At 45.6% G+C, this 19,748-nt stretch carries 22 protein-coding genes and 1 other annotated feature; of the genes, 4 read left to right on the top strand and 18 right to left on the bottom strand.

All coding sequences use genetic code 11. From position 1 onward, the window contains the following. Window positions 1–81: 81 nt before the first annotated feature. From pgsA to yfmF, 4 genes are all read right to left on the bottom strand, one after another. The gene (gene pgsA / locus IGI92_RS00185) at window positions 82–663 is read right to left on the bottom strand and encodes a CDP-diacylglycerol--glycerol-3-phosphate 3-phosphatidyltransferase (protein ID WP_005226440.1); all 582 of its coding nucleotides are present in this window, start codon (window positions 661–663) and stop codon (window positions 82–84) included. A 132-nt stretch (window positions 664–795) separates the two neighbouring features. Then, window positions 796–1,698: a helix-turn-helix domain-containing protein gene (locus IGI92_RS00180; protein WP_016608952.1), complete on the bottom strand. Its 903-nt coding sequence runs from the start codon at window positions 1,696–1,698 to the stop codon at window positions 796–798. Between the two features lie 464 nt (window positions 1,699–2,162). Further along, window positions 2,163–3,461, bottom strand: coding sequence for an EF-P 5-aminopentanol modification-associated protein YfmH (yfmH, locus tag IGI92_RS00175; protein ID WP_005232896.1), 1,299 nt, complete (start codon window positions 3,459–3,461; stop codon window positions 2,163–2,165). Continuing rightward, on the bottom strand, window positions 3,454–4,722 hold the full coding sequence (gene yfmF, locus IGI92_RS00170; RefSeq protein WP_005232897.1) for an EF-P 5-aminopentanol modification-associated protein YfmF: 1,269 nt from the start codon (window positions 4,720–4,722) through the stop codon (window positions 3,454–3,456). Before yfmF ends, yfmH begins: the two co-directional genes overlap by 8 nt. A 161-nt stretch (window positions 4,723–4,883) precedes the next feature. Here yfmF and mscL point away from each other — a divergent pair, with 161 nt between their 5' ends. Next, complete coding sequence (gene mscL, locus IGI92_RS00165) at window positions 4,884–5,330, top strand: large conductance mechanosensitive channel protein MscL (protein ID WP_005232898.1); 447 nt, start codon at window positions 4,884–4,886, stop codon at window positions 5,328–5,330. A gap of 96 nt (window positions 5,331–5,426) precedes the next feature. Here the strand turns inward: mscL and IGI92_RS00160 are convergent, their stop codons facing one another. The 12 genes from IGI92_RS00160 to IGI92_RS00105 form a co-directional block, all read right to left on the bottom strand. Then, window positions 5,427–5,879, bottom strand: a complete 453-nt coding sequence (locus tag IGI92_RS00160) for a GNAT family N-acetyltransferase (protein WP_087664730.1) — start codon at window positions 5,877–5,879, stop codon at window positions 5,427–5,429. A gap of 61 nt (window positions 5,880–5,940) precedes the next feature. Then, complete coding sequence (locus IGI92_RS00155; protein ID WP_005226417.1) at window positions 5,941–6,186, bottom strand: Veg family protein; 246 nt, start codon at window positions 6,184–6,186, stop codon at window positions 5,941–5,943. 87 nt (window positions 6,187–6,273) lie between these two features. After that, window positions 6,274–6,837: a sigma-70 family RNA polymerase sigma factor gene (locus IGI92_RS00150; protein WP_005232901.1), complete on the bottom strand. Its 564-nt coding sequence runs from the start codon at window positions 6,835–6,837 to the stop codon at window positions 6,274–6,276. A 95-nt stretch (window positions 6,838–6,932) separates the two neighbouring features. Continuing rightward, a complete protein-coding gene (locus IGI92_RS00145; protein ID WP_005232902.1) occupies window positions 6,933–7,451 on the bottom strand; it encodes an NYN domain-containing protein in 519 nt (172 codons plus the stop codon). Continuing rightward, a complete protein-coding gene (gene rlmB, locus IGI92_RS00140; RefSeq protein WP_005232903.1) occupies window positions 7,448–8,287 on the bottom strand; it encodes a 23S rRNA (guanosine(2251)-2'-O)-methyltransferase RlmB in 840 nt (279 codons plus the stop codon). The genes IGI92_RS00145 and rlmB overlap by 4 nt, the downstream gene beginning before the upstream one ends. Then, window positions 8,253–8,675: a Mini-ribonuclease 3 gene (locus tag IGI92_RS00135; protein WP_005232904.1), complete on the bottom strand. Its 423-nt coding sequence runs from the start codon at window positions 8,673–8,675 to the stop codon at window positions 8,253–8,255. The genes rlmB and IGI92_RS00135 overlap by 35 nt, the downstream gene beginning before the upstream one ends. After that, the gene (gene cysS / locus IGI92_RS00130; protein ID WP_005232905.1) at window positions 8,672–10,084 is read right to left on the bottom strand and encodes a cysteine--tRNA ligase; all 1,413 of its coding nucleotides are present in this window, start codon (window positions 10,082–10,084) and stop codon (window positions 8,672–8,674) included. Before cysS ends, IGI92_RS00135 begins: the two co-directional genes overlap by 4 nt. Beyond that, on the bottom strand, window positions 10,077–10,613 hold the full coding sequence (gene epsC / locus IGI92_RS00125) for a serine O-acetyltransferase EpsC (RefSeq protein WP_034872105.1): 537 nt from the start codon (window positions 10,611–10,613) through the stop codon (window positions 10,077–10,079). The genes cysS and epsC overlap by 8 nt, the downstream gene beginning before the upstream one ends. Window positions 10,614–10,678: 65 nt before the next feature. Next, window positions 10,679–10,877: a binding site (T-box leader), on the bottom strand. After that, window positions 10,874–12,331, bottom strand: a complete 1,458-nt coding sequence (gltX, locus tag IGI92_RS00120; RefSeq protein WP_005232907.1) for a glutamate--tRNA ligase — start codon at window positions 12,329–12,331, stop codon at window positions 10,874–10,876. Its footprint overlaps the feature before it by 4 nt. A 169-nt stretch (window positions 12,332–12,500) precedes the next feature. Then, window positions 12,501–13,640: a PIN/TRAM domain-containing protein gene (locus IGI92_RS00115; RefSeq protein ID WP_005232908.1), complete on the bottom strand. Its 1,140-nt coding sequence runs from the start codon at window positions 13,638–13,640 to the stop codon at window positions 12,501–12,503. A gap of 163 nt (window positions 13,641–13,803) precedes the next feature. Continuing rightward, complete coding sequence (gene radA, locus IGI92_RS00110; RefSeq protein ID WP_005226394.1) at window positions 13,804–15,174, bottom strand: DNA repair protein RadA; 1,371 nt, start codon at window positions 15,172–15,174, stop codon at window positions 13,804–13,806. Window positions 15,175–15,218: 44 nt separating this feature from the next. Next, the gene (locus tag IGI92_RS00105; protein ID WP_005232909.1) at window positions 15,219–15,728 is read right to left on the bottom strand and encodes a dUTP diphosphatase; all 510 of its coding nucleotides are present in this window, start codon (window positions 15,726–15,728) and stop codon (window positions 15,219–15,221) included. 188 nt (window positions 15,729–15,916) lie between these two features. Here IGI92_RS00105 and proB point away from each other — a divergent pair, with 188 nt between their 5' ends. Further along, window positions 15,917–16,732 carry a glutamate 5-kinase gene (gene proB / locus IGI92_RS00100; protein ID WP_008376761.1) on the top strand — a complete coding sequence of 272 codons (816 nt, stop codon included), beginning with the start codon at window positions 15,917–15,919 and terminating at the stop codon, window positions 16,730–16,732. Further along, window positions 16,729–17,973 carry a glutamate-5-semialdehyde dehydrogenase gene (locus IGI92_RS00095; protein WP_430607540.1) on the top strand — a complete coding sequence of 415 codons (1,245 nt, stop codon included), beginning with the start codon at window positions 16,729–16,731 and terminating at the stop codon, window positions 17,971–17,973. Before proB ends, IGI92_RS00095 begins: the two co-directional genes overlap by 4 nt. Window positions 17,974–18,079: 106 nt before the next feature. On the opposite strand, the gene IGI92_RS00090 is transcribed toward IGI92_RS00095, so the two are convergent. Continuing rightward, window positions 18,080–18,481 (bottom strand): DUF4809 family protein, encoded by a 402-nt coding sequence (locus IGI92_RS00090; protein ID WP_016611671.1) that lies wholly within the window; start codon window positions 18,479–18,481, stop codon window positions 18,080–18,082. Window positions 18,482–18,632: 151 nt separating this feature from the next. On the opposite strand from IGI92_RS00090, the gene IGI92_RS00085 reads away from it, so the two are divergent. Beyond that, complete coding sequence (locus IGI92_RS00085) at window positions 18,633–18,836, top strand: hypothetical protein (protein WP_008376766.1); 204 nt, start codon at window positions 18,633–18,635, stop codon at window positions 18,834–18,836. 57 nt (window positions 18,837–18,893) lie between these two features. On the opposite strand, the gene IGI92_RS00080 is transcribed toward IGI92_RS00085, so the two are convergent. Further along, window positions 18,894–19,712: a ZIP family metal transporter gene (locus tag IGI92_RS00080; protein ID WP_005232914.1), complete on the bottom strand. Its 819-nt coding sequence runs from the start codon at window positions 19,710–19,712 to the stop codon at window positions 18,894–18,896. Window positions 19,713–19,748: the final 36 nt, after the last annotated feature.

The raw sequence follows: 19,748 nt of genomic DNA, 5'->3' as shown, positions 1-19,748 counted from the left end.
ACAAAAAAAGTCCAGAAAACTTCTGAACTTTCGTGACTTGTATCCTTGTTTTTATCGCTTCTTTATCTAGATCTAGAAATTTTACATAGAATCTTTAAAAACATTCGTATTTTTTATGAAATAATCGACCCCGGAATAGATCGTGAAGATCAAACATAGATACAACATGATTTGATCGATAGGCAAACCGATCATTGAAAAGGGAATGTTGTTCAAGAACAAGAAAATGATCGCAACCATTTGTGTCGCGGTTTTGATTTTCCCTGGCCACGCAGCAGCCATGACTTCCCCGCTTTGTTCCACTAACAACAAGCGTAAACCCGTCACTGCCAACTCGCGGCAAACGATGATCGAAACTACCCAGCCTGGGGCTTTGTCTAATTCAACCAGCATGATAAAAGCCGTCATGACGAGCATTTTATCTGCTAACGGGTCAGCAAACTTCCCGAAGTTGGTAACAAGGCCTCTGGAACGAGCGATCTTGCCATCTAGCCAGTCTGTAATGCTGGCTGCCGCAAAAAGGATCGCTGCAATAAGGTGCGTGTTTTCTAATTGTGTCGTACCAACGGTCAGCGTACCAAGATCGATTGGCAAAACCAAGACCAAAATAAAGATGGGGATCATAATGATCCGTAATACAGTTAATTGATTGGGTAAATTCACGAAATAGACTCCTCTCTGCCGACTATTGTACGAAATAACGGCAAATCATGCCACTACTTCTGCTTTTCAATGGTCGGATGCAACAGATAACTTTTTAGCTAATGATACCTCAATGAAGCACATTTGTCAGATTTATGCCGCATCGTCTTGGTATTCAATCACGAGGCGGACTGTCTTTTGTAACAATTCAAATTGCGGATCAGAAAAGTCCACTTCCTGACCATTGGCAGTGATGGAGATGTTTTGGCTTGCGCCCAGGGTCAAAGTCGCATTCGTGGCGCCTTCTGGCAGCGTCATCGATTGCGTTTCTCCCGCTTGAACAGTGTATTGGTACACATAAGCGTTGTCGACTTGTACACCGACCCAACAAGAAGCATCTAGCCCAGTAAATGCTAATTCAATAGGATTTTCCGCATCTTTCATCGTGATCGTGATCGACGATTGCGTCGAATCACTGGCAGTCATCGTCATTTTCGCTTCGCTGGATTCCGTCGTACTTGAAGACTCAGTCGCTTCACTCGAAGTACTGGTTTCTTCCGTACTTGACGTGGTGGAAGCGGTAGACGCTGAATTTTCTACCACAAGAGAAGAGCTTCCTTGGATCATCGGCGTTGTATTCCGGTCTTGCCAAGCCATGTAGCCCACGATACTCACGATCGTAATGGCCACCAGACCTAATAGAATCATCGGCAAATAGCGGACGACAAATGAGCCGCTTTTTTCTTCTACGTGCTGTGCTTTTCGTGAGCCGCTGACGGTTTCAGGCTGCGGTCTTTTTGGTAAGGGGGCGTCTAACGTATCTTTGCCATCAAAAACGGCTACCAATTTGTCGCCGTCTTCTCCAACCGCTGCTGCATATTGGCGAATAAACGCGCGGACATAAAAAGTGCCTGGCAATTGATCAAAACGCTCCGCTTCAATTGCTTCTAAATAGCGTTTTTGGATCTTTGTCATTTGTTGTAATTCAATCAATGAAATGTTTTTATCTAAACGGGCTTGCCGTAATTTTGCTCCAATCGTTGTTTCGTTGGCCACTCGATCATCTACTCCAGTCTTTTATTCATCTTTAAAAAAAGCCCTAAAATCGCTTCGCTGCTTGTCGTAAGGTCAGCAAAGCTGCTCTATCATTTTAAAACAGGGGTTCCCTGTATCAGTCAATAAAAAAAACTCCGTCACGCCGATTTCCATCTGGGCGCGCCGTCTACTAAATATAACATTTTTTCCGTGATTTTTTGCAAAAAAACAAAAAAAGATTTTGCTTCAATAATTAAAGAATACCATAAAAGAAAAAGTCTGAGGATAGCCTAACCACAACTCGCAAACAAATTTTAATACTTTTCGCCAAATTGGCATCAAAATGCAAGAAAAAACCACCCTTTGACGCAAAAAGAAAACACTGAATGATCTAGGAGGTGGGCAGCCCTTGAGCTGTTGGGCCTTCCTCCTTGAATCATTCAGTGTCGCTTAAATGACAGCTGTTTGACAAAACCAGCCTTCGCTTAGGCTTTTTCCGTTGGATACATGTAAAAACGGCTAAACGCTTTAGGATCGATAAAGGAACGAGCCGCTTGCTGAACATCTTCCAAAGTGATCGATTGGATCACCTCCGGTAGATCAAAGAGCGTCGTTTCACCGAATAAGCTTTGGGTAAACTGGTTTGCAATAAACTCCAATGAGTTCAGTGATTGGAAATATTTCCCTAGCATTTTCTTCTTCAATAACGTCAAGTTTTCTTCATTAATCTCTGGGTCGTGCTGGAAATTCATTAAGATCGCTTCGATCTCTGCCAACATTTCTTTTGGCTCTTCAGAATCCCCCGAGAAATCGGCAAAGTAAAAGCCGCGATCCAAGTTCACTTCAAATCCAAACGTGTCATCGATGATGCCTTGATCATACAGACGTAAATAATTGGCGGAAGTATTGCCTAAAACCAATTGGCAGAAAAGGTTCAACGCATTTTTGAAGCGTAAGAGCTCTCTTCCTGATTCCGGCAGTTTGTTCAAGTCCCCTTTGATCCCTAACACGCCTTTAGCACGTGTCACTGGCATGGTAAGACTTGATTCTGCTTGAATATCGGCAAAGGTTTCTTCAGGAAACTGGCGAATGATCGCTTGCGTTTCTGGAAAGGTCTTGGCCGCTTGATTGGTCCGAATCCACGCCATCGTTTCTTCCGGATCGATGTTGCCTACCACAAAAAGTGTCATGTTGCTTGGGTGATAGAAGGTATTGTAGCAAAGATACAAGTCTTCTGCGGTGATCTGCGCAATGCTTTCCACCGTACCAGCGATATCGATATGCAGGGGGTGCTTCGGATACAAATTTTTGATGATGCCGAAAAACTGCTGCCAGTTCGGATCGTCATCATACATTTGGATTTCTTGGCCAATGATCCCTTTTTCTTTTTCGACGGTTTCTTCTGTGAAATACGGGGCTTGAACGAAATCGATCAACGTTTCAAGGTTCAGCTTGATTTGATCGGTTGCCGAAAAAAGGTAGCTGGTTTTCGTGAAACTGGTAAAGGCATTGGCAGAAGCCCCCTGCTGACCAAAGGTTTGAAAGACATCGCCGTCTTCTTTTTCAAACAGTTTGTGCTCTAGAAAATGGGCAATGCCATCTGGAACTTGATGCAATGCTTCGGGTGAAAACCCGAAATGATTGTCGACAGAGCCATAGTTCGTACTGAAAAGTCCGTAAGTTTTATGGAAATCGGCTTTTGGCAGCAAATAAACTTTCAAGCCGTTTGGCAATACTTCTTCATAAAGGGTCTCATTGATTTGCTGATAGACTTTTTTATTCATGGGTCGTCTCCTTATCCAGGAAGAATACAGCTTGCAAGGACACGTTTTTGGCCAATGCTTGGACATCTGCTACGGTCACTTGAGCCAATTTCTGCATAAATTCATCTTCCGTCATTTTCGTATTCGGTACCCACTGATTCAGATAGGCTGTTTCGATCAGTGCTTGTGGGTTATCCAACGAAAGCAAGTACTGGTTTTTCAACATCGCTTTTGTTTGTGCCAGTTCTTCCGCTGTGACTTCGCCACGCTGCAAGCTTTGCAGCTGTTGTTCGATCAATTTGAAGACCTTGTCGCGGTTTTTGCCGTCGATTCCTGTTTGGACCGACAAGTACCCGCGAAACGTATCGATACTGCTGGAAGCATAATAAGCCAAACTTTCTTTCTCTCGGACATTCATAAACAGTTTTGAATGAGGGAATCCGCCAAACAACCCGTTGAAGACCATAAAGGCGATCCGCTCGGCTTGGTCATAATACACGCCAGTATGATAGCCTAAGTTCAATTTGGCTTGAATGATTGGTTCCCGCAAGATTTTCTCGCGAATGATATTTTCCGCCGCTTGCTGATAAAAGACCGGTATTGCTTGGTCTGGCCGATCGGTAAAGGCCATGTTCTGGAAAATCTCCGCGACTTCTGCTTCAACCACATCGCCGATCACAAAAAGATCGATTTGGTCATTGTCCATCATTGAGCGATAGGTTTGGTAAAGCTCTTTTGCGGTCACAGCTTCTAAGTCTTGGGGACGGCCAAAGCTCGGATACTTCTGATTCTGATCGTTTTCGAAATACAACTCTTGCAGCCCTAAAGAAGCCAATGCTTGCTTATCTTCTGCCACACTGTTCATATAGGCGATCAAGTTGTGCTTTTCGATGGTAAAGTTCTTTTCCTCAAATTGCTCCTCGTGGGCATTCGGATGGAACAAAACTTCTGCTAAAAAAGCGGCTGCTTGCGGCAAGACTGCTTCATCTGACACATACTTCCCGTTGACAAAGGACATCGCTGCATTGATTTGATGCAGATTGCCCCGTTTGTTGACATTCATTCCGAAGCTGGCACCGTAAAGCTCCGCCAGTTGACTGCTAAATGCGGTCTGCGTCGGATAAGCCAAACTAGTCGTTTCTAATAAACTAGTCAATAAAGTCCGTTTGGCGGTCATTTCGGCCTGCAATGGTGCAGTGAACCGAACGAAAAAACGGATCGTTTTATACTTTTTGGTCGGCAGCACCGTTAACCGAACACCTTTTTTTAATTCAATAGACATGTGACACCCCTTCTAGAAGCAAAATTATCTCTTCAATTATAGCATAGCTGACAAACTTTCTCCTTGGCTCATTGATCAAACCTGCTGCAGCGAGCGTTTTTTTTTATAAATCTTGCATTTTTCGCTATACTGTCAGTAAGATTTAGAAGGGAGGATACAGGATGATTAAAGAATTTAAAGAATTTATTTTACGAGGAAACGTCATTGACTTGGCGATCGGGGTCGTAATCGGGAGTGCCTTCACCGCAATCGTCACTAGTTTAGTTGAAGGATTGCTGACACCATTGGTTTCATGGATCTTATCACTCTTCGGTAACGCCGATGCCTTTTCTGGCTTGGTCTTTGAACCCGCCAAAAATGTAGTCTTTGATTTTGGCCGCGTCATCACTGCCATTATTACGTTCTTGATTACCGCATTTGTCTTGTTCTTGATTGTCAAAGCAGTGAACAAATTACGCAATCTGAAACAACAACCTGAGGAAGACGAAGTACCAGAAATCACTGCAGAGGATTATTTAGAAGAGATTCGTGATCTTTTAAAAGCGCAAACGCCTACTGCCAACACCGTTGATCCACGTCCAACATCATTGGACGATACGATCAGATAAGAAACCGGCTCTTTGTCATTAAGGACAAAAGAAGCAATTCGGATTCATCCGATCCATCAATCATAGCACTAAAAGAAGCAAGCACGGCGAACCTCTCTAGAGAGTCGCTGTGCTTGCTTCTTTTTTCATCCCGACATGCAGGATCCCGTCTTCATAAAAAGGCGGTGTAATGGTTTTAAAGCCATACTGGCCGTAGAATTTTTCTAAGTGGGCTTGTGCTTCGATCTCAATAGGCAAAGCCGGATAACACTGCTCAATGCGATGCAAAACTTCTTTGATCAGACGATGGCCTTCTTTTTGCCCCCGGTATGTCGGTGCCACAATGATCCGACCAAAATGCACCGTTTGTTCCTGCTGGAAAATACGGGCATACGAAACGACCTGCCCGTCCTCATCAAGGGCCCATAAATGTTTGGCCTGTGCATCGATCGCATCGATCTCCTGATACGCACACGCTTGTTCCACCACAAAAACTGCTGTGCGCAAACGGGCAAGTTGATAAAACTCCACCCCAGTCATTTCCCCTAACTCTTTTAGAAAAAACGCCATCCCATCACTCCTTATCTTGTTGAACCAAAAAAGAGTCAACAAAGTGTCAACTCTTCTTGTTTCAAACAGCTTCCGATAAAAATTCAATCTCAACAGTTCTGGTTAAAATATCTGAATAACTATAAGAAACCCGCTCGAATGAATTCTCGTTTGGATCCAAATCTACAACAAAAACTGAAGGATAAGTTTCTGTCAAAACGCCGCGACGTTCAGTTTGACGCTTACGTCCAGTCTGAGCAACTAGCATAATCTCACTACCGATACGGCCTTCTAAATCTTTCTTGATTGTAGCTAAAGTTGTTGGCATCGCATTCACCTCGAGCATCATTATACCACGAAATGCAGAAAATTTCAAGTTTACCATAAAATAATTCTACTTTCAATAAGATTTTTGTTAAACGTCTTTGATAAGCGCTATCAATTTTGTCCTACCGCGACTGAAAGCGCTTTTTATTTTTTCGTAAGACAGCTTTTCTTGAGCCGCAATCTGATCAAGTTCTAATCCTTTTAAATAATTCATTATAACCATTCTTTCTAAAGACGATAAACTTTTCGGATACTCTACCAACGATTCATTAACAAACAAATAGGTCTCTGCAGTTTCCGCACAGCGATTATGATCGGTCAAAAACCGATTGCCTTCCTGTGAAAGCTTTTCTTCCAGCGAGCAGGCATCGACTTGGGCTTTGCGTTTTTGGGCATGCTGCGCCCGCAACAAGCTGCAGATACGGTTTTCAAAGGATCGCTTAAACAAGATACCCAGCGTCGTTCCTTTGTCCTGATCGTAAGTCTTTAGACACTTATTAAAAACGATCCGGCCTTCTTGCAGCCAATCATCTAAGTCATAATCCCGCAGATAATATTTTTTATGCAAAATCTCAACGATCGGTCTATATTTTCTGAACAACTCTTCAAATCTATCAGAAGGGTGTGATACTTGTCCTTCTTCCCTGCGCATCGATATCACTCCTTTTGTTTTTGCTTCATTTGCTACAAAAGGAGCGTATCATAAATGGCTGGGACATCTTCTAATTTACCAGACCAACTTTGTCCCTAACTAAGGTCGCGCAATTTCTTTTCAAGTTCAGCTAATTGTTCCGGTGACCAAGGGGAATTGCGCCGGAAATTTTCAAACCGCAAATCGGTTTGATGCTCGTGGATGTCTTTTTCCGTTTTTTCCACGCTTTTGTACAATTCCCGTGCCGAAGTTCGTAAGGCACCTTGAGAGAAGATCACCCACTGTTCGGCTAAATCGCTGGTAGCGACGGTGACTTGCGTCAATCGATTGTTTAACTCACCAGCGATTCGTTCAATGTAGCTGTCGGCGGTCTCTCCTTCTTCGGTAAAAATAACTTCCAGCTGATATTTGGTGTAACTTTGTGTCACACCAGGCACCAGTTGGGCATCAAAAACAACGATGATTCTCAAGCCTTCATATTTTGCATAATTCGATAGCCGGTTCAGCAAAGCTTCTCTCGCATCTTCTAAACGGTCCTGATTTTTCAAAAGAACCAGCTCCGGCCAAGCGCCAATCATATTGTAGCCATCCACGATCAGCAAAGGGGTTTTCATTGGGATGCCCCATTTCGGCTAGTAAAGGCCTGATACATCAACAAGCCTGCCGCCACACTGGCGTTCAAGCTCTGCACGTGCCCGGTCATTGGGATCGTCAGCATTTGATCCACTTCTTTTTTCAAACCTTCCCCCATGCCGCGACCTTCGTTACCGATGATCAAACCGACCGCCCCTTGGGCATTCCATGTACGGTAATCACTGCCGCTCATATCAGTACCGAAGATCCAAAAACCAGCTTTTTTCAGCTGCTGGACTGCTTGGGTCAAGTTGGTCACTCGAGCCACAGGGATATGTTCCACTGCGCCGGTCGATGTTTTCACCACGATCGGCGTGATCCCCACCGCACGGTGTTTCGGAATGATGATCCCGTCTACGCCGCTGGCATCAGCGGTTCGCATGATGGAGCCGAAATTATGGGGATCTTCTAGATTATCTAAAATCAGATACAGCGGCTGTTCTTTCGTTTGGGCCAACAATTCATCCAAGGTCAAATACTGGTAAGGGGTGATCGCCAAGATCATGCCTTGATGGACCCCTTGGTCACTCATCGTATCCAGCTTTTGTTTTGGCACCCATTTGACAGGAACTGCCTGTTCCCGTGCCATTTCTTTCAGACGATCGATCTTTTCTCCCCTTGCCTCTTCAGAAAGAAACAGCTTGTTGCCTCGCCCTTCTTTCAAGGCTTCAGCAACCGCATGATAGCCAAAGACAAAATTATCTTCGATGGCTTCTCCCTCGGCTTCTTTGCGGCGATCCGGTCTATTTTCTTTTCTAGCTTCTGATTGGCCAGCTGTTTTTTTATTTGGACGCTTTCTTTGCGGTTTTTCTCGCATCTTCTTCTCCTACTTTCTTTATACACCAGTCTACCAGCTCGTCTAAGCGTTCTTTTTGCTGCGTGAGGTGCAAATACCCGATCAGCGATTCAAAGCCAGTAGCGATGCGATACGTCGTGACATCGGCATTTTTGGCACCCGTATGACTTTTACTATTACGGCCGCGACGATAAAAATCATGTTCTTCTTCGGTCAAGATCTCTTCATCCAACATCTTTTGGATCAACGCTGCTTGGGCCTTGGCAGATACATAGTGGGTCGCCATATGGTGCAGTTGGTTTGGTCGGGTTTGGCCTTGGGCGACTAAATAATCGCGAATATAGACTTCATAGACCGCATCCCCCACATAGGCCAATGCCAAACCATTCAATTGTTTATAATCTCTCATACTTCTCGTCTCCATCGGGTTCCTTGCGGGGTATCTTCTAAGATGATCCCTTGTTCTTTCAACTCATCACGGATTTGGTCGCTGCGGGCAAAATCTTTGGCTTTGCGGGCGGCGATTCGTTCATTGATCAGCTGTTCGATTTCTTCATCTAGCAATTCTTCTGATACAAAATAAATCCCGAAAATCGTCAGCCATTCGCTGAACTTGGCTAATCCAGCGGTTAATAAAGCCAAGTCTGTTTCTGGGTCTTCGCTAGCTAAGTTCAGCCACTTCGCCAATTCATAGACCACTGTGATCCCATTAGCCGCGTTGAAATCATCGTCCATTTCTTTGATGAAACGTTCTTCAAATTCTTCCAGAACCGGTGCATTGACTTCCTCATCGCTGGCTTGATAGTGACTGCTATTCAAGCGGAATTTGGCATTTTCATAGGTCGTACGCAATTTTTGCAGATTGGTTTGTGCTTCATGCAAGGTAGTCTCGCTGTATTTGATTGGTCGGCGGTACTGAGTCGTTGCCAAAAAGAAACGCAGCACCTGTGGATCAACTTTTTTGACCATCTCATGCACCGTGACGAAGTTGCCCAGCGACTTACTCATTTTTTCTTCGTCTTCACCGATCGTCACATAGCCATTATGCATCCAATAGTTGGCAAAGGTCTTGCCGGTTTTTGCCTCGCTTTGGGCGATCTCATTTTCATGATGAGGGAAGGTCAAGTCTTGTCCGCCTCCATGAATATCGATGGTCTCGCCTAGGTGTTTGGTCGCCATCACCGAGCATTCGATATGCCAGCCGGGACGGCCGGCTCCCCAAGGAGATTCCCAAGCGATCTCATCGCCTTTTGCCGCTTTCCACAAAGCAAAATCCAACGGATCTTCCTTGATTTTTTGTTCTTCACCGGTTCGCTGGCTTGCGCCGACTTCCAGCTCGTCGATGGATTGGTCGCTTAATTGCCCATAGTGAGCAAATTTACGGGTACGGTAATAAACATCGCCATTGACTGGATAGGCATAGCCTTTTTCTACAAGAGCAGCAATAAAGGCAATGATGTCTTCAATATGATCCATCACACGAGGATTCATCGTAGCAGGTTTGACATTCAGCGCTGCAGTATCTTCATTGAAGGCGTTGATAAAACGCTCTGCCACTTCTGGGGCCGTCGTACCTAATTCTTTTGCTGCACGAATGATTTTATCATCGACATCGGTAAAATTCATCAAATAGTCCACTGTATAGCCGCGGTATTCGAAATAACGACGTACGGTATCAAATGAAACAGTACTGCGGCCATTCCCGATATGGATATAGTTATAGACGGTGGGTCCGCAAACATACATTTTTACTTTCTTTTCTTCCAATGGCTGAAACACTTCTTTTTCTCGTGTCAGCGTATTATAGATTTTAATCATCGTGGGTAACCTTCTTTCCTTTGATTCGAACGATCTTTGCCGGGATGCCGACAGCAGTTGCTTCTGCGGGGATATCCTTCAAAACCACTGCATTGGCGCCGATCTTTGCATATTCACCGATCGTGACAGGACCTAAGATCTGCGCATGGGCTGAGAGAAACGCACCGGTTTTAACCGTGGGATGACGCTTGCCCCGCTCTTTGCCGGTTCCCCCCAGGGTGACTCCGTGAAACAAGACGACATCATCTTCAATGATCGCCGTTTCCCCAATCACGACCCCCATCCCATGATCGATAAAGACCCCTTGGCCGATCTGGGCACCAGGATGAATCTCGATCCCGGTCAAGAAACGCCAAAACTGGGCCGTCAGTTTTGCCAAAAAATACCAGCGATGCTGAAACAAAAAGTGCGCCCAACGATGCCAAAATAAGGCATGGAATCCCGGATACGTGATGATGATCTCCAACGTTGATCGCACCGACGGATCGTGTTTTTTTGTTGCCGCAATTGCTTTTTTGAACCAAGTCATCTTCTCACCTGCTTTATCCAAACTTCTTGATACGAAAAAAGCGTCTTTCAAATAAGTTTCCTTATTCAAAAGACGCTTTTTTGCGTGGTCCCACTTTTGTTCGCAGTTCGGCACTGCCTTCAAGCGGGTAACGTCCGCTGCTTCGTCTTTGACTTGCGCCAAAGCCACTCCTAGGTGCATTTCCTAGCCTTTTTTGACCACTCTCACCTTCCGTGGCCTCTCTGAAAAAAATCGGCTAGTACTTCGTCTATTCGCTGTGTTTATAACACGTTATTCAAATGATCAAGGGCTTTTTCTTTCCCTAATAATTCAACGGTATCCGGTAGTTCTGGTCCATGGGTTTGGCCTGAGACCGCCACGCGGATCGGCATGAATAAATTCTTGCCTTTGATGCCTGTTTCTTTTTGGATCTCCTTGATAGCTGCTTTGACTGCTGCAGCTTCAACAACTGGCATCGCCAGCAATTTTTCTTTAAAGGCTGTTAAAACCGTCGGTACGGTTTCCCCTGCCAAGACTTCTTTGGCTGCATCATCTAATTCAGGATGTTCTTCGAAGAACAATTCCGAAAGATCGACGATTTGAGCCGCAAAACTCATTTGTGGTTGATACAAGGAAACGATTTTTTTCAACCAAGCAGCTTTTTCTTCGGTCAATGTTTCTTCGATGCGGCCAGCTTTTACCAAGTAAGGAACGCACATTGCCGTCAATTCATCCAAATCCATTTGTTTCATGTACTGGTTATTGACCCATTCCAATTTCTTGGCATCGAAGGCAGCTGGTGATTTGCTCAACCGTTCAGGATCAAAGATTTTGATCAATTCTTCTTGAGAGAAAATTTCTTCCTCCCCAACTGGTGACCAGCCTAAAAGTGCAATAAAATTGAACATAGCATCTGGCAAATAGCCCAATTCACGGTATTGCTCGATGAATTGCAGAATCGATTCGTCCCGTTTGCTTAATTTTTTCCCAGTTTCGCTATTGATGATCAATGTCATGTGACCGAATTCCGGTGCTTGCCAGCCAAATGCTTCATAGATCATCAACTGTTTTGGTGTGTTGGCGATGTGGTCATCTCCACGCAACACATGGGTGATTTTCATATGATGGTCATCCACTGCTACTGCAAAGTTGTAGGTCGGCATGCCATCACGTTTTTGGATGACAAAATCGCCACCGACATTATCTGATTCAAAAACGATCTCGCCTTTGACCATGTCATGGAATTTGTATTCAGTATTGCGAGAGACACGGAAACGAATCACTGGTTTCAAGCCTTGTGCTTCTTTTTCGGCTTGCTCTTCCGGTGTTAAGTTGGCACATTTCCCTGCATAATGAGGCATTTCGCCACGCGTTCTTTGGCCTTCGCGTTCGGCTTCCAACTCTTCTTCCGTACAATAACACTTATACGCACGATTGCTTGCGAGCAATTGATCGATCAGTGGTTGGTAGATATCGCCGCGTTCTGATTGACGATACGGCCCATATTCCCCTGGATTTTCAGGTGATTCGTCCCAATCCATCCCTAACCATTGCAAGTTTTCAAGCTGGCTTTTTTCACCATCTTCAATGTTTCTTTTTTGATCGGTGTCTTCGATTCGGATAATAAATTCACCGTCATTGTGACGAGCAAACAAATAATTGAATAAAGCCGTCCGAGCATTCCCGATGTGTAAATGTCCTGTTGGACTTGGCGCGTAACGTACACGTACTTTTGTCATTGTTTTCCTCTTCCTTCATCTGATTTCCAAGCCAGCCAAGCTGCTTGGGGCTTATTGTTCAGTTTAGTGGGAAAGACCCGCGTAAAAAACAGAACCCTCAAGTTGAATTGTACAATCAATAACCCAATTAGTAAAGGCAGCTGGCATATTTTACGCCAGCTGCCGAGGATTATTTCTCTGATTTTGATCCTTCTTTGTTGTCGATGCCGCGACCAGAATGGGCTGGTTTGGCAAAAATCATCCGCCCAGCTGCCGTTTGCAAGGCGCTGGTTACGATCACTTCGATGTGTTCGTTCATGTAATGCTGGCCATCTTCCACCACAACCATCGTCCCGTCATCTAGATAAGCGACCCCTTGCTGCCGCTCCGTGCCAGCTTTCACTACTAAGACGTGCATGCTTTCTCCTGGAATCACCACTGGTTTGACCGCATTGGCCAACGCATTGATATTCAAAACCGGCACATTTTGAAATTCAGAAACTTTGTTTAAATTGTAGTCATTAGTCACAACGACACCATCCAGCAATTTCGCTAACTTGATCAGCTTGCTGTCGACTTCGGAAATGTCTTCAAAATCGCCTTCGTACATCTCAACTGCGATGCCTTCTTCTTTTTGCAAAGCATTCAAAATATCCAAGCCGCGACGGCCCCGGACCCGTTTCAAACTATCGCCAGAATCTGCGATGTATTGCAATTCATACAAAACGAAATTCGGGATCAGCAGGACGCCTTCCAAAAAGCCGGTTTTGGCAATATCATAGATCCGGCCATCAATGATCACGCTGGTATCCAAAATTTTGTATTTGTGGAAATGGTCCGCGATTTTTCTTTCTAGCATCTGCTGTTCATCTTGCTCTTGAGGCTCTGCCTTTTTGTTTTTCGGGGCAAAGACTTTTTTCCATTCATCGATCCGTGTCGTCCCGATCTGAAAACCGAGATACCCTAACAGGACCATCACTAAGATTGGGGCGATCCCGTTGATAAAAGGAATATCCCAATTGTAAAAAGGAATCGACACGATCACACCGATCATCAGACCGATGATCGAACCAATTGCGCCAAACAAGAGATAGGTTAAGCTCAATTCACTTAGTTTTTCTTCAATTTTGCGAATACCGGCTGCAATATATTTCGCTAATAGTAAAGATAATAAAAAGAAAATAAGGGCTCCAAGCAAACTATTAGTGATGTTATTATTCAGCCATTCATTTTGGGTTTGCCCAATGGCTTGCCATGCGATGGGCATCAGTGAGATCCCTAGACTTGCTCCGGCAAGTACCATTAGTGCGGTAATGACTCGTTTCTGCATACATGTTCCTCCATACTCCAGTAGGTTTCTTTTGTTCAAAAATCCGTGCTGCCAAACTGACTCCTTCCACCAGTCAGCGGCTGTCGGTTGGTTCAATGAATGAACCAGCAGCGTCAGGGCAAGAGGAAGGGAGATTGCCCCTTGCTCTTGCAGTGACTCCACTTTAACGGAAGACTTTCCGTAAGGTTTCGGCTAAGGTAGACACGCCTTCGACTTCGATGCCTTTTGGCGGCTGCCAACCAGTCAGATTGTTTTTAGGCAAATAAACTTTTGTAAAGCCCAGTTTCTGCACCTCTTTGACCCGTTGTTCGATCGCATTGACTCGGCGAATCTCACCCGTCAAGCCAATTTCACCGATAAAACACTCCGTCGGGCTGGTGCCTTTTTCTTTATAGCTGGAGGCGATACTAACAGCGATTGCTAGATCGATCGCGGGTTCATTTAATTTGACCCCGCCGGCTGCTTTTAAGTAGGCATCTTGATTTTGCAGCAGCAAACCTGCCCGTTTTTCTAAAACCGCCATGATCAGCGAGACCCGGTTGAAGTCTAGCCCCGTCGTCGTGCGTTTGGCATTGCCGAACATCGTTGGCGTGACCAGTGCTTGGATCTCCACCAAGATTGGCCGACTGCCTTCCATTGCCACTACGATCGCCGATCCGGTTGCGCCTTCTAAGCGTTCTTCCAAAAAGACTTGTGACGGATTAGCGACTTCTTTCAACCCGCCTTCTTCCATTTCAAAAATCCCGATCTCATTAGTGGACCCAAAGCGGTTTTTGACGGCCCGCAAAATCCGAAAGCTGTGGTGCTTTTCGCCTTCGAAATACAAGACGGTATCCACCATGTGCTCCAGCATCCGCGGTCCTGCGATCGAGCCTTCCTTCGTCACGTGGCCAACGATAAAGATGGCGATGCCATTGGTTTTAGCGATTTTCAGCAATTCTGCGGTCGTTTCTCGCACTTGGCTGACACTGCCTGCCACACTGGTGATATCCGGTTGGGTCATGGTTTGGATCGAATCGATGATCACATAATCTGGGCGGATGTTTTCGATCGCTTTACTGATCTCTGACATGTCCGTTTCCCCATATAGATAAAATTCCGTGTCGATGGCGCCTAAGCGCTGCGCCCGCATTTTGATCTGCTCGGCACTTTCTTCTCCTGACACATACAAGACCGTTCCGCCGATCGCTGCTAATTGCTGGGAAACTTGCAAGAGCAGCGTCGATTTTCCAATCCCGGGATCCCCACCGATCAAAATTAAGGAACCTGGGACCACGCCGCCGCCTAAGACGCGATTCAACTCAGCGAGTTTCGTTTGGACCCGCGGTTCTTTTTTCGGTACGACATCGGCAATTTTCGTCGGCTGCATCTTTTGCCCCGTCAATGTCGTACGTACACGACGATCAGCGGTTTCTTGGATCACTTCTTCTACCATTGAATTCCAGCTGCCGCAATTGGGGCATTTTCCTAAATATTTAGGGGAACTATACCCGCAATTTTGACAGACAAATTGACTTTTTGCTTTTTTTGCCATTGATCTCCTCCACTACTTCTATCAAACAGACCCCCAGGCAGGATTTACTGATTCGAGGAGCCAAAGCCGCCGGTTCGGCTGGCAGTGGTTGTATCTTGATCAGCTTTTAAGAACGGCAAGAAAATTCCTTGGCCGATCCGCTCGCCTTTTTTAATGACGACATCTGTGGGGCCGAAATTGGTAAACTGGAACATAATATGCCCTTCATTATCTGGATTGTCATAGTAATCGCTGTCGATGACGCCGACACCATTCGTCAAGACTAAGAAACGTTTCAAAGGATTGCTGGAACGATTTGTCAGCTGCAAATACTCGTCTTCCCCCATATAGGCTTTGATCCCAGTGGGAATCAAGGTTGGCTTCAACTGTTTTGCGGTCTCTTTCGCAAAAAGCGCTTTGACCCCATCGATCACGCCCGCTTTCCAAATGCTTGGCACCACGATTTCTTCCGCGGCTTCAAAGTCATAACCAGCCGCATGATGGGTGGCACGTTGAGGCAAGGTGATGCTTTTTTCTTTATATGATGTAATAATTTCAAATCCTCGTAATTTCATGGGTTCCTCCAATAATAAAACATATAGCTATTTTAGCATAGGAAGAACTATTTTCTTCATGGAAAACACAATTATCGAAAAGTCTTTACAATTTCTTCGTTTAAAATAGCTCAAAAAGAAAAAAGAGCATGACGAAACGCCCGTTTGCGAGTACAATAGAAAAAATATCAAAAAATAGGCGGTGGCATATGCGCGCAGATCTTTCAAACAAAAACCGAATCGTTGTAAAAATCGGCACCAGCTCGTTGATTTATCCCAATGGTGCCATCAATCTAGCTGGCATCGATGAATTAGCCTTTGTCTTAGCAGCTTTGCAAAACCAAGGCAAAGAAATCATCTTAGTTTCTTCCGGGGCGATCGGTGTTGGCATGAACAAGTTAAATTTGAAAGAACGACCCGTGGAGATCCCACAGCAGCAAGCCGTGGCAGCCGTTGGCCAATCGGAACTGATGACGATCTACAACCAGCGTTTTCAAAGCTATAGCCAGCAGACTGCACAAATTCTGCTGACCAGAGACATCATCGAATTTCCCCAAAGCCGTCAAAACGTTAGCAACACCTTAGAGCAACTACTTACGATGGGGATCATCCCGATCATTAATGAAAACGACACGGTGGCAGTAGATGAATTGGACCATCTCACCAAATTTGGCGACAATGACCAGTTGTCAGCGATCGTCGCTCAGTTGACGAAAGCCGAGCTTTTGATCATGCTTTCTGATATCGATGGCTTTTATTCCGCCAATCCGCTGAATGATCCTGATGCCGTTTTGTATTCCGAGATCAATGAAATCACCCCGGAACTTTTAGAACAAGCTACGGGAAAAGGCAGTCCTTATGGAACCGGCGGTATGACCAGTAAACTAAAAGCCGCCCAACGCATCTTAGACTTGAACAGTCACATGCTGCTCGCTAACGGCAAGCAGCCGAAAATTATTTTTGACTTGCTCGCAGGGGAACCTGTCGGCACCCACTTTTATCAACGAACGGAGGATGAGCAATGAGCAACTTGCAAACGATCGGTCAACAAGCTCAAGCAAGCGCCCAGACATTAAGCTTACTGAGTGCCAGTGAAAAAAATCACTTACTGGTAGCGATGGCCGATGCTTTAGAAAAAGCTACTGAGACGATTTTAGCTGCTAATCAACAAGACCTAGCTGCCGCAAAAGCCAAAGGAACCAGCCAAACGATGCTGGATCGACTGTTGCTGTCAGAACAACGGATCACAGAGATGGCTAACGGCATCCGAGAAGTCGCCCAATTGCCCGATCCAATCGGTGCCGTGGATAAAATGTGGCGCAATGCTGACGATCTTTTGATTGGTCAACAGCGGGTGCCCTTAGGGGTCATCGGCATCATCTACGAAGCTCGTCCTAATGTCACCACTGACGCCGCTAGTCTGTGTTTCAAATCAGGAAATGCCGTGATTTTGCGTGGTGGAAAAGAAGCCTTCCACTCCAATCAAGTCCTCGTGACTATTTTACAAGAGGCATTAGCTGCCAATGGACACTCCCGCCATGCGATCCAGTTTATCGAAGACACGAGCCACGAAACAGCGGCTGAACTAATGCGTCTGACGGATTACTTGGATGTTTTGATCCCCCGTGGGGGCGCCGGCTTGATTCGTCGCGTCAAAGAGACCGCCACAGTACCAGTGATCGAAACCGGCACTGGCAACAATCATATCTACATCGATCAAGCCGCCCAGCTGCCGATGGCACTGGCGATCGTCACGAATGCAAAAACGCAACGCCCTTCTGTCTGCAATGCCATCGAAACGATCCTCGTCCATGAAGCAGTGGCAGCGGAATTTTTGCCAATGGTAGAACAGCAATTTGCCAATCAAGTCGAATTGCGAGGAGATGAAAAAGCGTTGGCGTTTTTAAACAATGCACAGCTTGCCACTGAAGAAGACTGGGCAACCGAGTTTTTAGACTATATCTTAGCGATCAAAGTGGTGGCTTCGCTAGAAGAAGCCATTTCTCACATCAATCGCTACAATACGAAGCACTCTGAAGCGATCATCACTGATGATTATTTCGCTTCCCAACGCTTCTTGAAAGAAGTTGATGCGGCGGCGGTTTACGTCAATGCCTCGACCCGTTTCACGGATGGCTTTATGTTTGGCTTTGGTGCCGAGATCGGCATCTCGACGCAAAAACTACATGCCCGTGGGCCAATGGGGTTAGAAGCACTGACTTCCACCAAATACATTATTTATGGCGAAGGACAGATCCGTAAGTAACGATATGCAAAAACAGCCCCCTGCTGTAGTGTCCCCCAAAAAGTTCGATCAAAAGCGAACTTTTGGAGGTCGGTACACCCGTGCAAGGGGTTGTTTTTGTGTCTTCTTATGCTTGTGCAGCCCGCAAAACGAAGGAAAGCGGGTCGATGCCAAACAATTCTGTCAGCACCCGATTGGTTGTGGCAAAAACGTCTGCTTCACAACTCTTTTTCGGACAAGCAATCGTCTGTCCTTTGCTGGAAAACGTATCCTGGCGGCTGCCTTCTACGAAAATCACTTCTTGTGTTCCCTTGCGATAGATCAGCCCTTCGTCTTCTTCCAATAATAAGCGAGTTTGCCACTGATTGATTTGGGCGATGGGCATCACCAAGGAAGCAACATCCAAGTTTTCTAACGAAAAACAACGACCATCTGGCAGCTGCAGCATGAAGGTATTGAGTTCATAAGGCAAACAGGCATTGCACCCTCCTTCTGTGATGACTTGGCTCGTGAGGATTTCTACGTTCATTCGTTTCGTCTCCTTTCATGAATGCTTCATGTTTAGTTTATCACAAAACCTATGGCCCACGGCGGAGCAATTATTCCGCCTTAAGTTGGATGTTTTTCTTCTTCCTTCTTGCTATGCTAAGGATAAGAAAAAAAGTCTAGGAGGAGTCGCTATGAATACAGAAAGTTTATTAGGAAGAATCGTTACTGTCGTGGCAGTTTTAATCGCAGCATCTCTTGTTTTATCTGTCGTATTAGGCATTGTTGGTGGGTTGATCGGATTGATCTTCCGTTTCGGGATTCCTTTACTGCTGGCCGTTTTGATCGTTCGCTGGTTAACCTCGATTCGCCAAAAACCAAGAAAATATTATCGTTAATTGCAGGAAAACCAAAACCACCTGACTTTCCAAGAGTCAGGTGGTTTTTTCTATCCATCAGCCTAATGCGACATCTAGAACCATCATTAAGATAAAGCCTAACATGACGCCAAAGACCGCAAAATGGCGGCGACTCGTCAAGGTTTGCTGCGCTTCTGGAATCAATTCTTCCACCACCACATAAATCATAGCACCCGCTGCAAAAGCCAACGCATACGGCAAGACAGCGGACATACTCGTTACCAACAAAGCCCCGATCACACCCGCGATCGGTTCAACGATCCCAGACGCTTGCCCATACATAAAGGCTTTGGTTCGGCTTAACCCTTCTTGGCGCAAGGGGATCGAAACGGCTGCGCCTTCTGGAAAATTCTGGATCCCGATCCCGATTGCTACCGAAAGTGCTGCTAAGATCGCAGCTCGTGGATCATCAGCACTAGCCGCCGCCCCAAACGCTACCCCTACCGCCAAGCCTTCCGGGATATTATGTAGTGTGATGGAAAAAACCAGCAAGATCGTTCGCTTCAAATGACTAGGCAATCCTTCTGTTTCATGATTCGGACCAAAATGCATATGTGGGAGTGTCTTATCTGCTGCATAAAGAAACAAACCGCCCAAACCAAACCCGATACTGACCACCAGCCACGGAATGTCGCCATTTTCTTCGGCTCGTGCGATCGCAGGATCTAATAACGACCAGAAACTAGCGGCGATCATCACTCCAGAGGCAAACCCCAGCATTGTATTCAGGACATTTTTATTGATTTCTTTGAAGAAAAAGACTAGCGCTGCCCCAAGCGCCGTCATACCATACGTAAAGATTGTCCCCGCCAGCGCTTGCTGCCATGGCGACAATCCAACCAACCAATCCACCATTCGTCTGCTCCTTTGTCTAACTATTCTACCAATACT

The organism is Enterococcus sp. DIV2379 (assembly GCF_050542965.1).
Taxonomy (GTDB): Bacteria; Bacillota; Bacilli; order Lactobacillales; family Enterococcaceae; genus Enterococcus_D; species Enterococcus_D entomosocium.
This window is presented reverse-complemented; position numbering and strand designations above follow the sequence as displayed.

What these genes read in the sequence shown, in the direction of transcription:
- IGI92_RS00105 (WP_005232909.1), bottom strand. Translation starts at nt 15,728, where the DNA reads ATGAAATTACGAGGATTTGAAATTATTACATCATATAAAGAAAAAAGC.
- IGI92_RS00135 (WP_005232904.1), bottom strand. Translation starts at nt 8,675, where the DNA reads ATGAGAGATTATAAACAATTGAATGGTTTGGCATTGGCCTATGTGGGG.
- rlmB (WP_005232903.1), bottom strand. Translation starts at nt 8,287, where the DNA reads ATGCGAGAAAAACCGCAAAGAAAGCGTCCAAATAAAAAAACAGCTGGC.
- IGI92_RS00095 (WP_430607540.1), top strand. Translation starts at nt 16,729, where the DNA reads ATGAGCAACTTGCAAACGATCGGTCAACAAGCTCAAGCAAGCGCCCAG.
- cysS (WP_005232905.1), bottom strand. Translation starts at nt 10,084, where the DNA reads ATGATTAAAATCTATAATACGCTGACACGAGAAAAAGAAGTGTTTCAG.
- yfmH (WP_005232896.1), bottom strand. Translation starts at nt 3,461, where the DNA reads ATGAATAAAAAAGTCTATCAGCAAATCAATGAGACCCTTTATGAAGAA.
- IGI92_RS00085 (WP_008376766.1), top strand. Translation starts at nt 18,633, where the DNA reads ATGAATACAGAAAGTTTATTAGGAAGAATCGTTACTGTCGTGGCAGTT.
- IGI92_RS00155 (WP_005226417.1), bottom strand. Translation starts at nt 6,186, where the DNA reads ATGCCAACAACTTTAGCTACAATCAAGAAAGATTTAGAAGGCCGTATC.
- IGI92_RS00145 (WP_005232902.1), bottom strand. Translation starts at nt 7,451, where the DNA reads ATGAAAACCCCTTTGCTGATCGTGGATGGCTACAATATGATTGGCGCT.
- mscL (WP_005232898.1), top strand. Translation starts at nt 4,884, where the DNA reads ATGATTAAAGAATTTAAAGAATTTATTTTACGAGGAAACGTCATTGAC.
- IGI92_RS00115 (WP_005232908.1), bottom strand. Translation starts at nt 13,640, where the DNA reads ATGCAGAAACGAGTCATTACCGCACTAATGGTACTTGCCGGAGCAAGT.
- radA (WP_005226394.1), bottom strand. Translation starts at nt 15,174, where the DNA reads ATGGCAAAAAAAGCAAAAAGTCAATTTGTCTGTCAAAATTGCGGGTAT.
- epsC (WP_034872105.1), bottom strand. Translation starts at nt 10,613, where the DNA reads ATGACTTGGTTCAAAAAAGCAATTGCGGCAACAAAAAAACACGATCCG.
- yfmF (WP_005232897.1), bottom strand. Translation starts at nt 4,722, where the DNA reads ATGTCTATTGAATTAAAAAAAGGTGTTCGGTTAACGGTGCTGCCGACC.
- IGI92_RS00160 (WP_087664730.1), bottom strand. Translation starts at nt 5,879, where the DNA reads ATGGCGTTTTTTCTAAAAGAGTTAGGGGAAATGACTGGGGTGGAGTTT.
- proB (WP_008376761.1), top strand. Translation starts at nt 15,917, where the DNA reads ATGCGCGCAGATCTTTCAAACAAAAACCGAATCGTTGTAAAAATCGGC.
- IGI92_RS00150 (WP_005232901.1), bottom strand. Translation starts at nt 6,837, where the DNA reads ATGCGCAGGGAAGAAGGACAAGTATCACACCCTTCTGATAGATTTGAA.
- IGI92_RS00080 (WP_005232914.1), bottom strand. Translation starts at nt 19,712, where the DNA reads ATGGTGGATTGGTTGGTTGGATTGTCGCCATGGCAGCAAGCGCTGGCG.
- gltX (WP_005232907.1), bottom strand. Translation starts at nt 12,331, where the DNA reads ATGACAAAAGTACGTGTACGTTACGCGCCAAGTCCAACAGGACATTTA.
- IGI92_RS00090 (WP_016611671.1), bottom strand. Translation starts at nt 18,481, where the DNA reads ATGAACGTAGAAATCCTCACGAGCCAAGTCATCACAGAAGGAGGGTGC.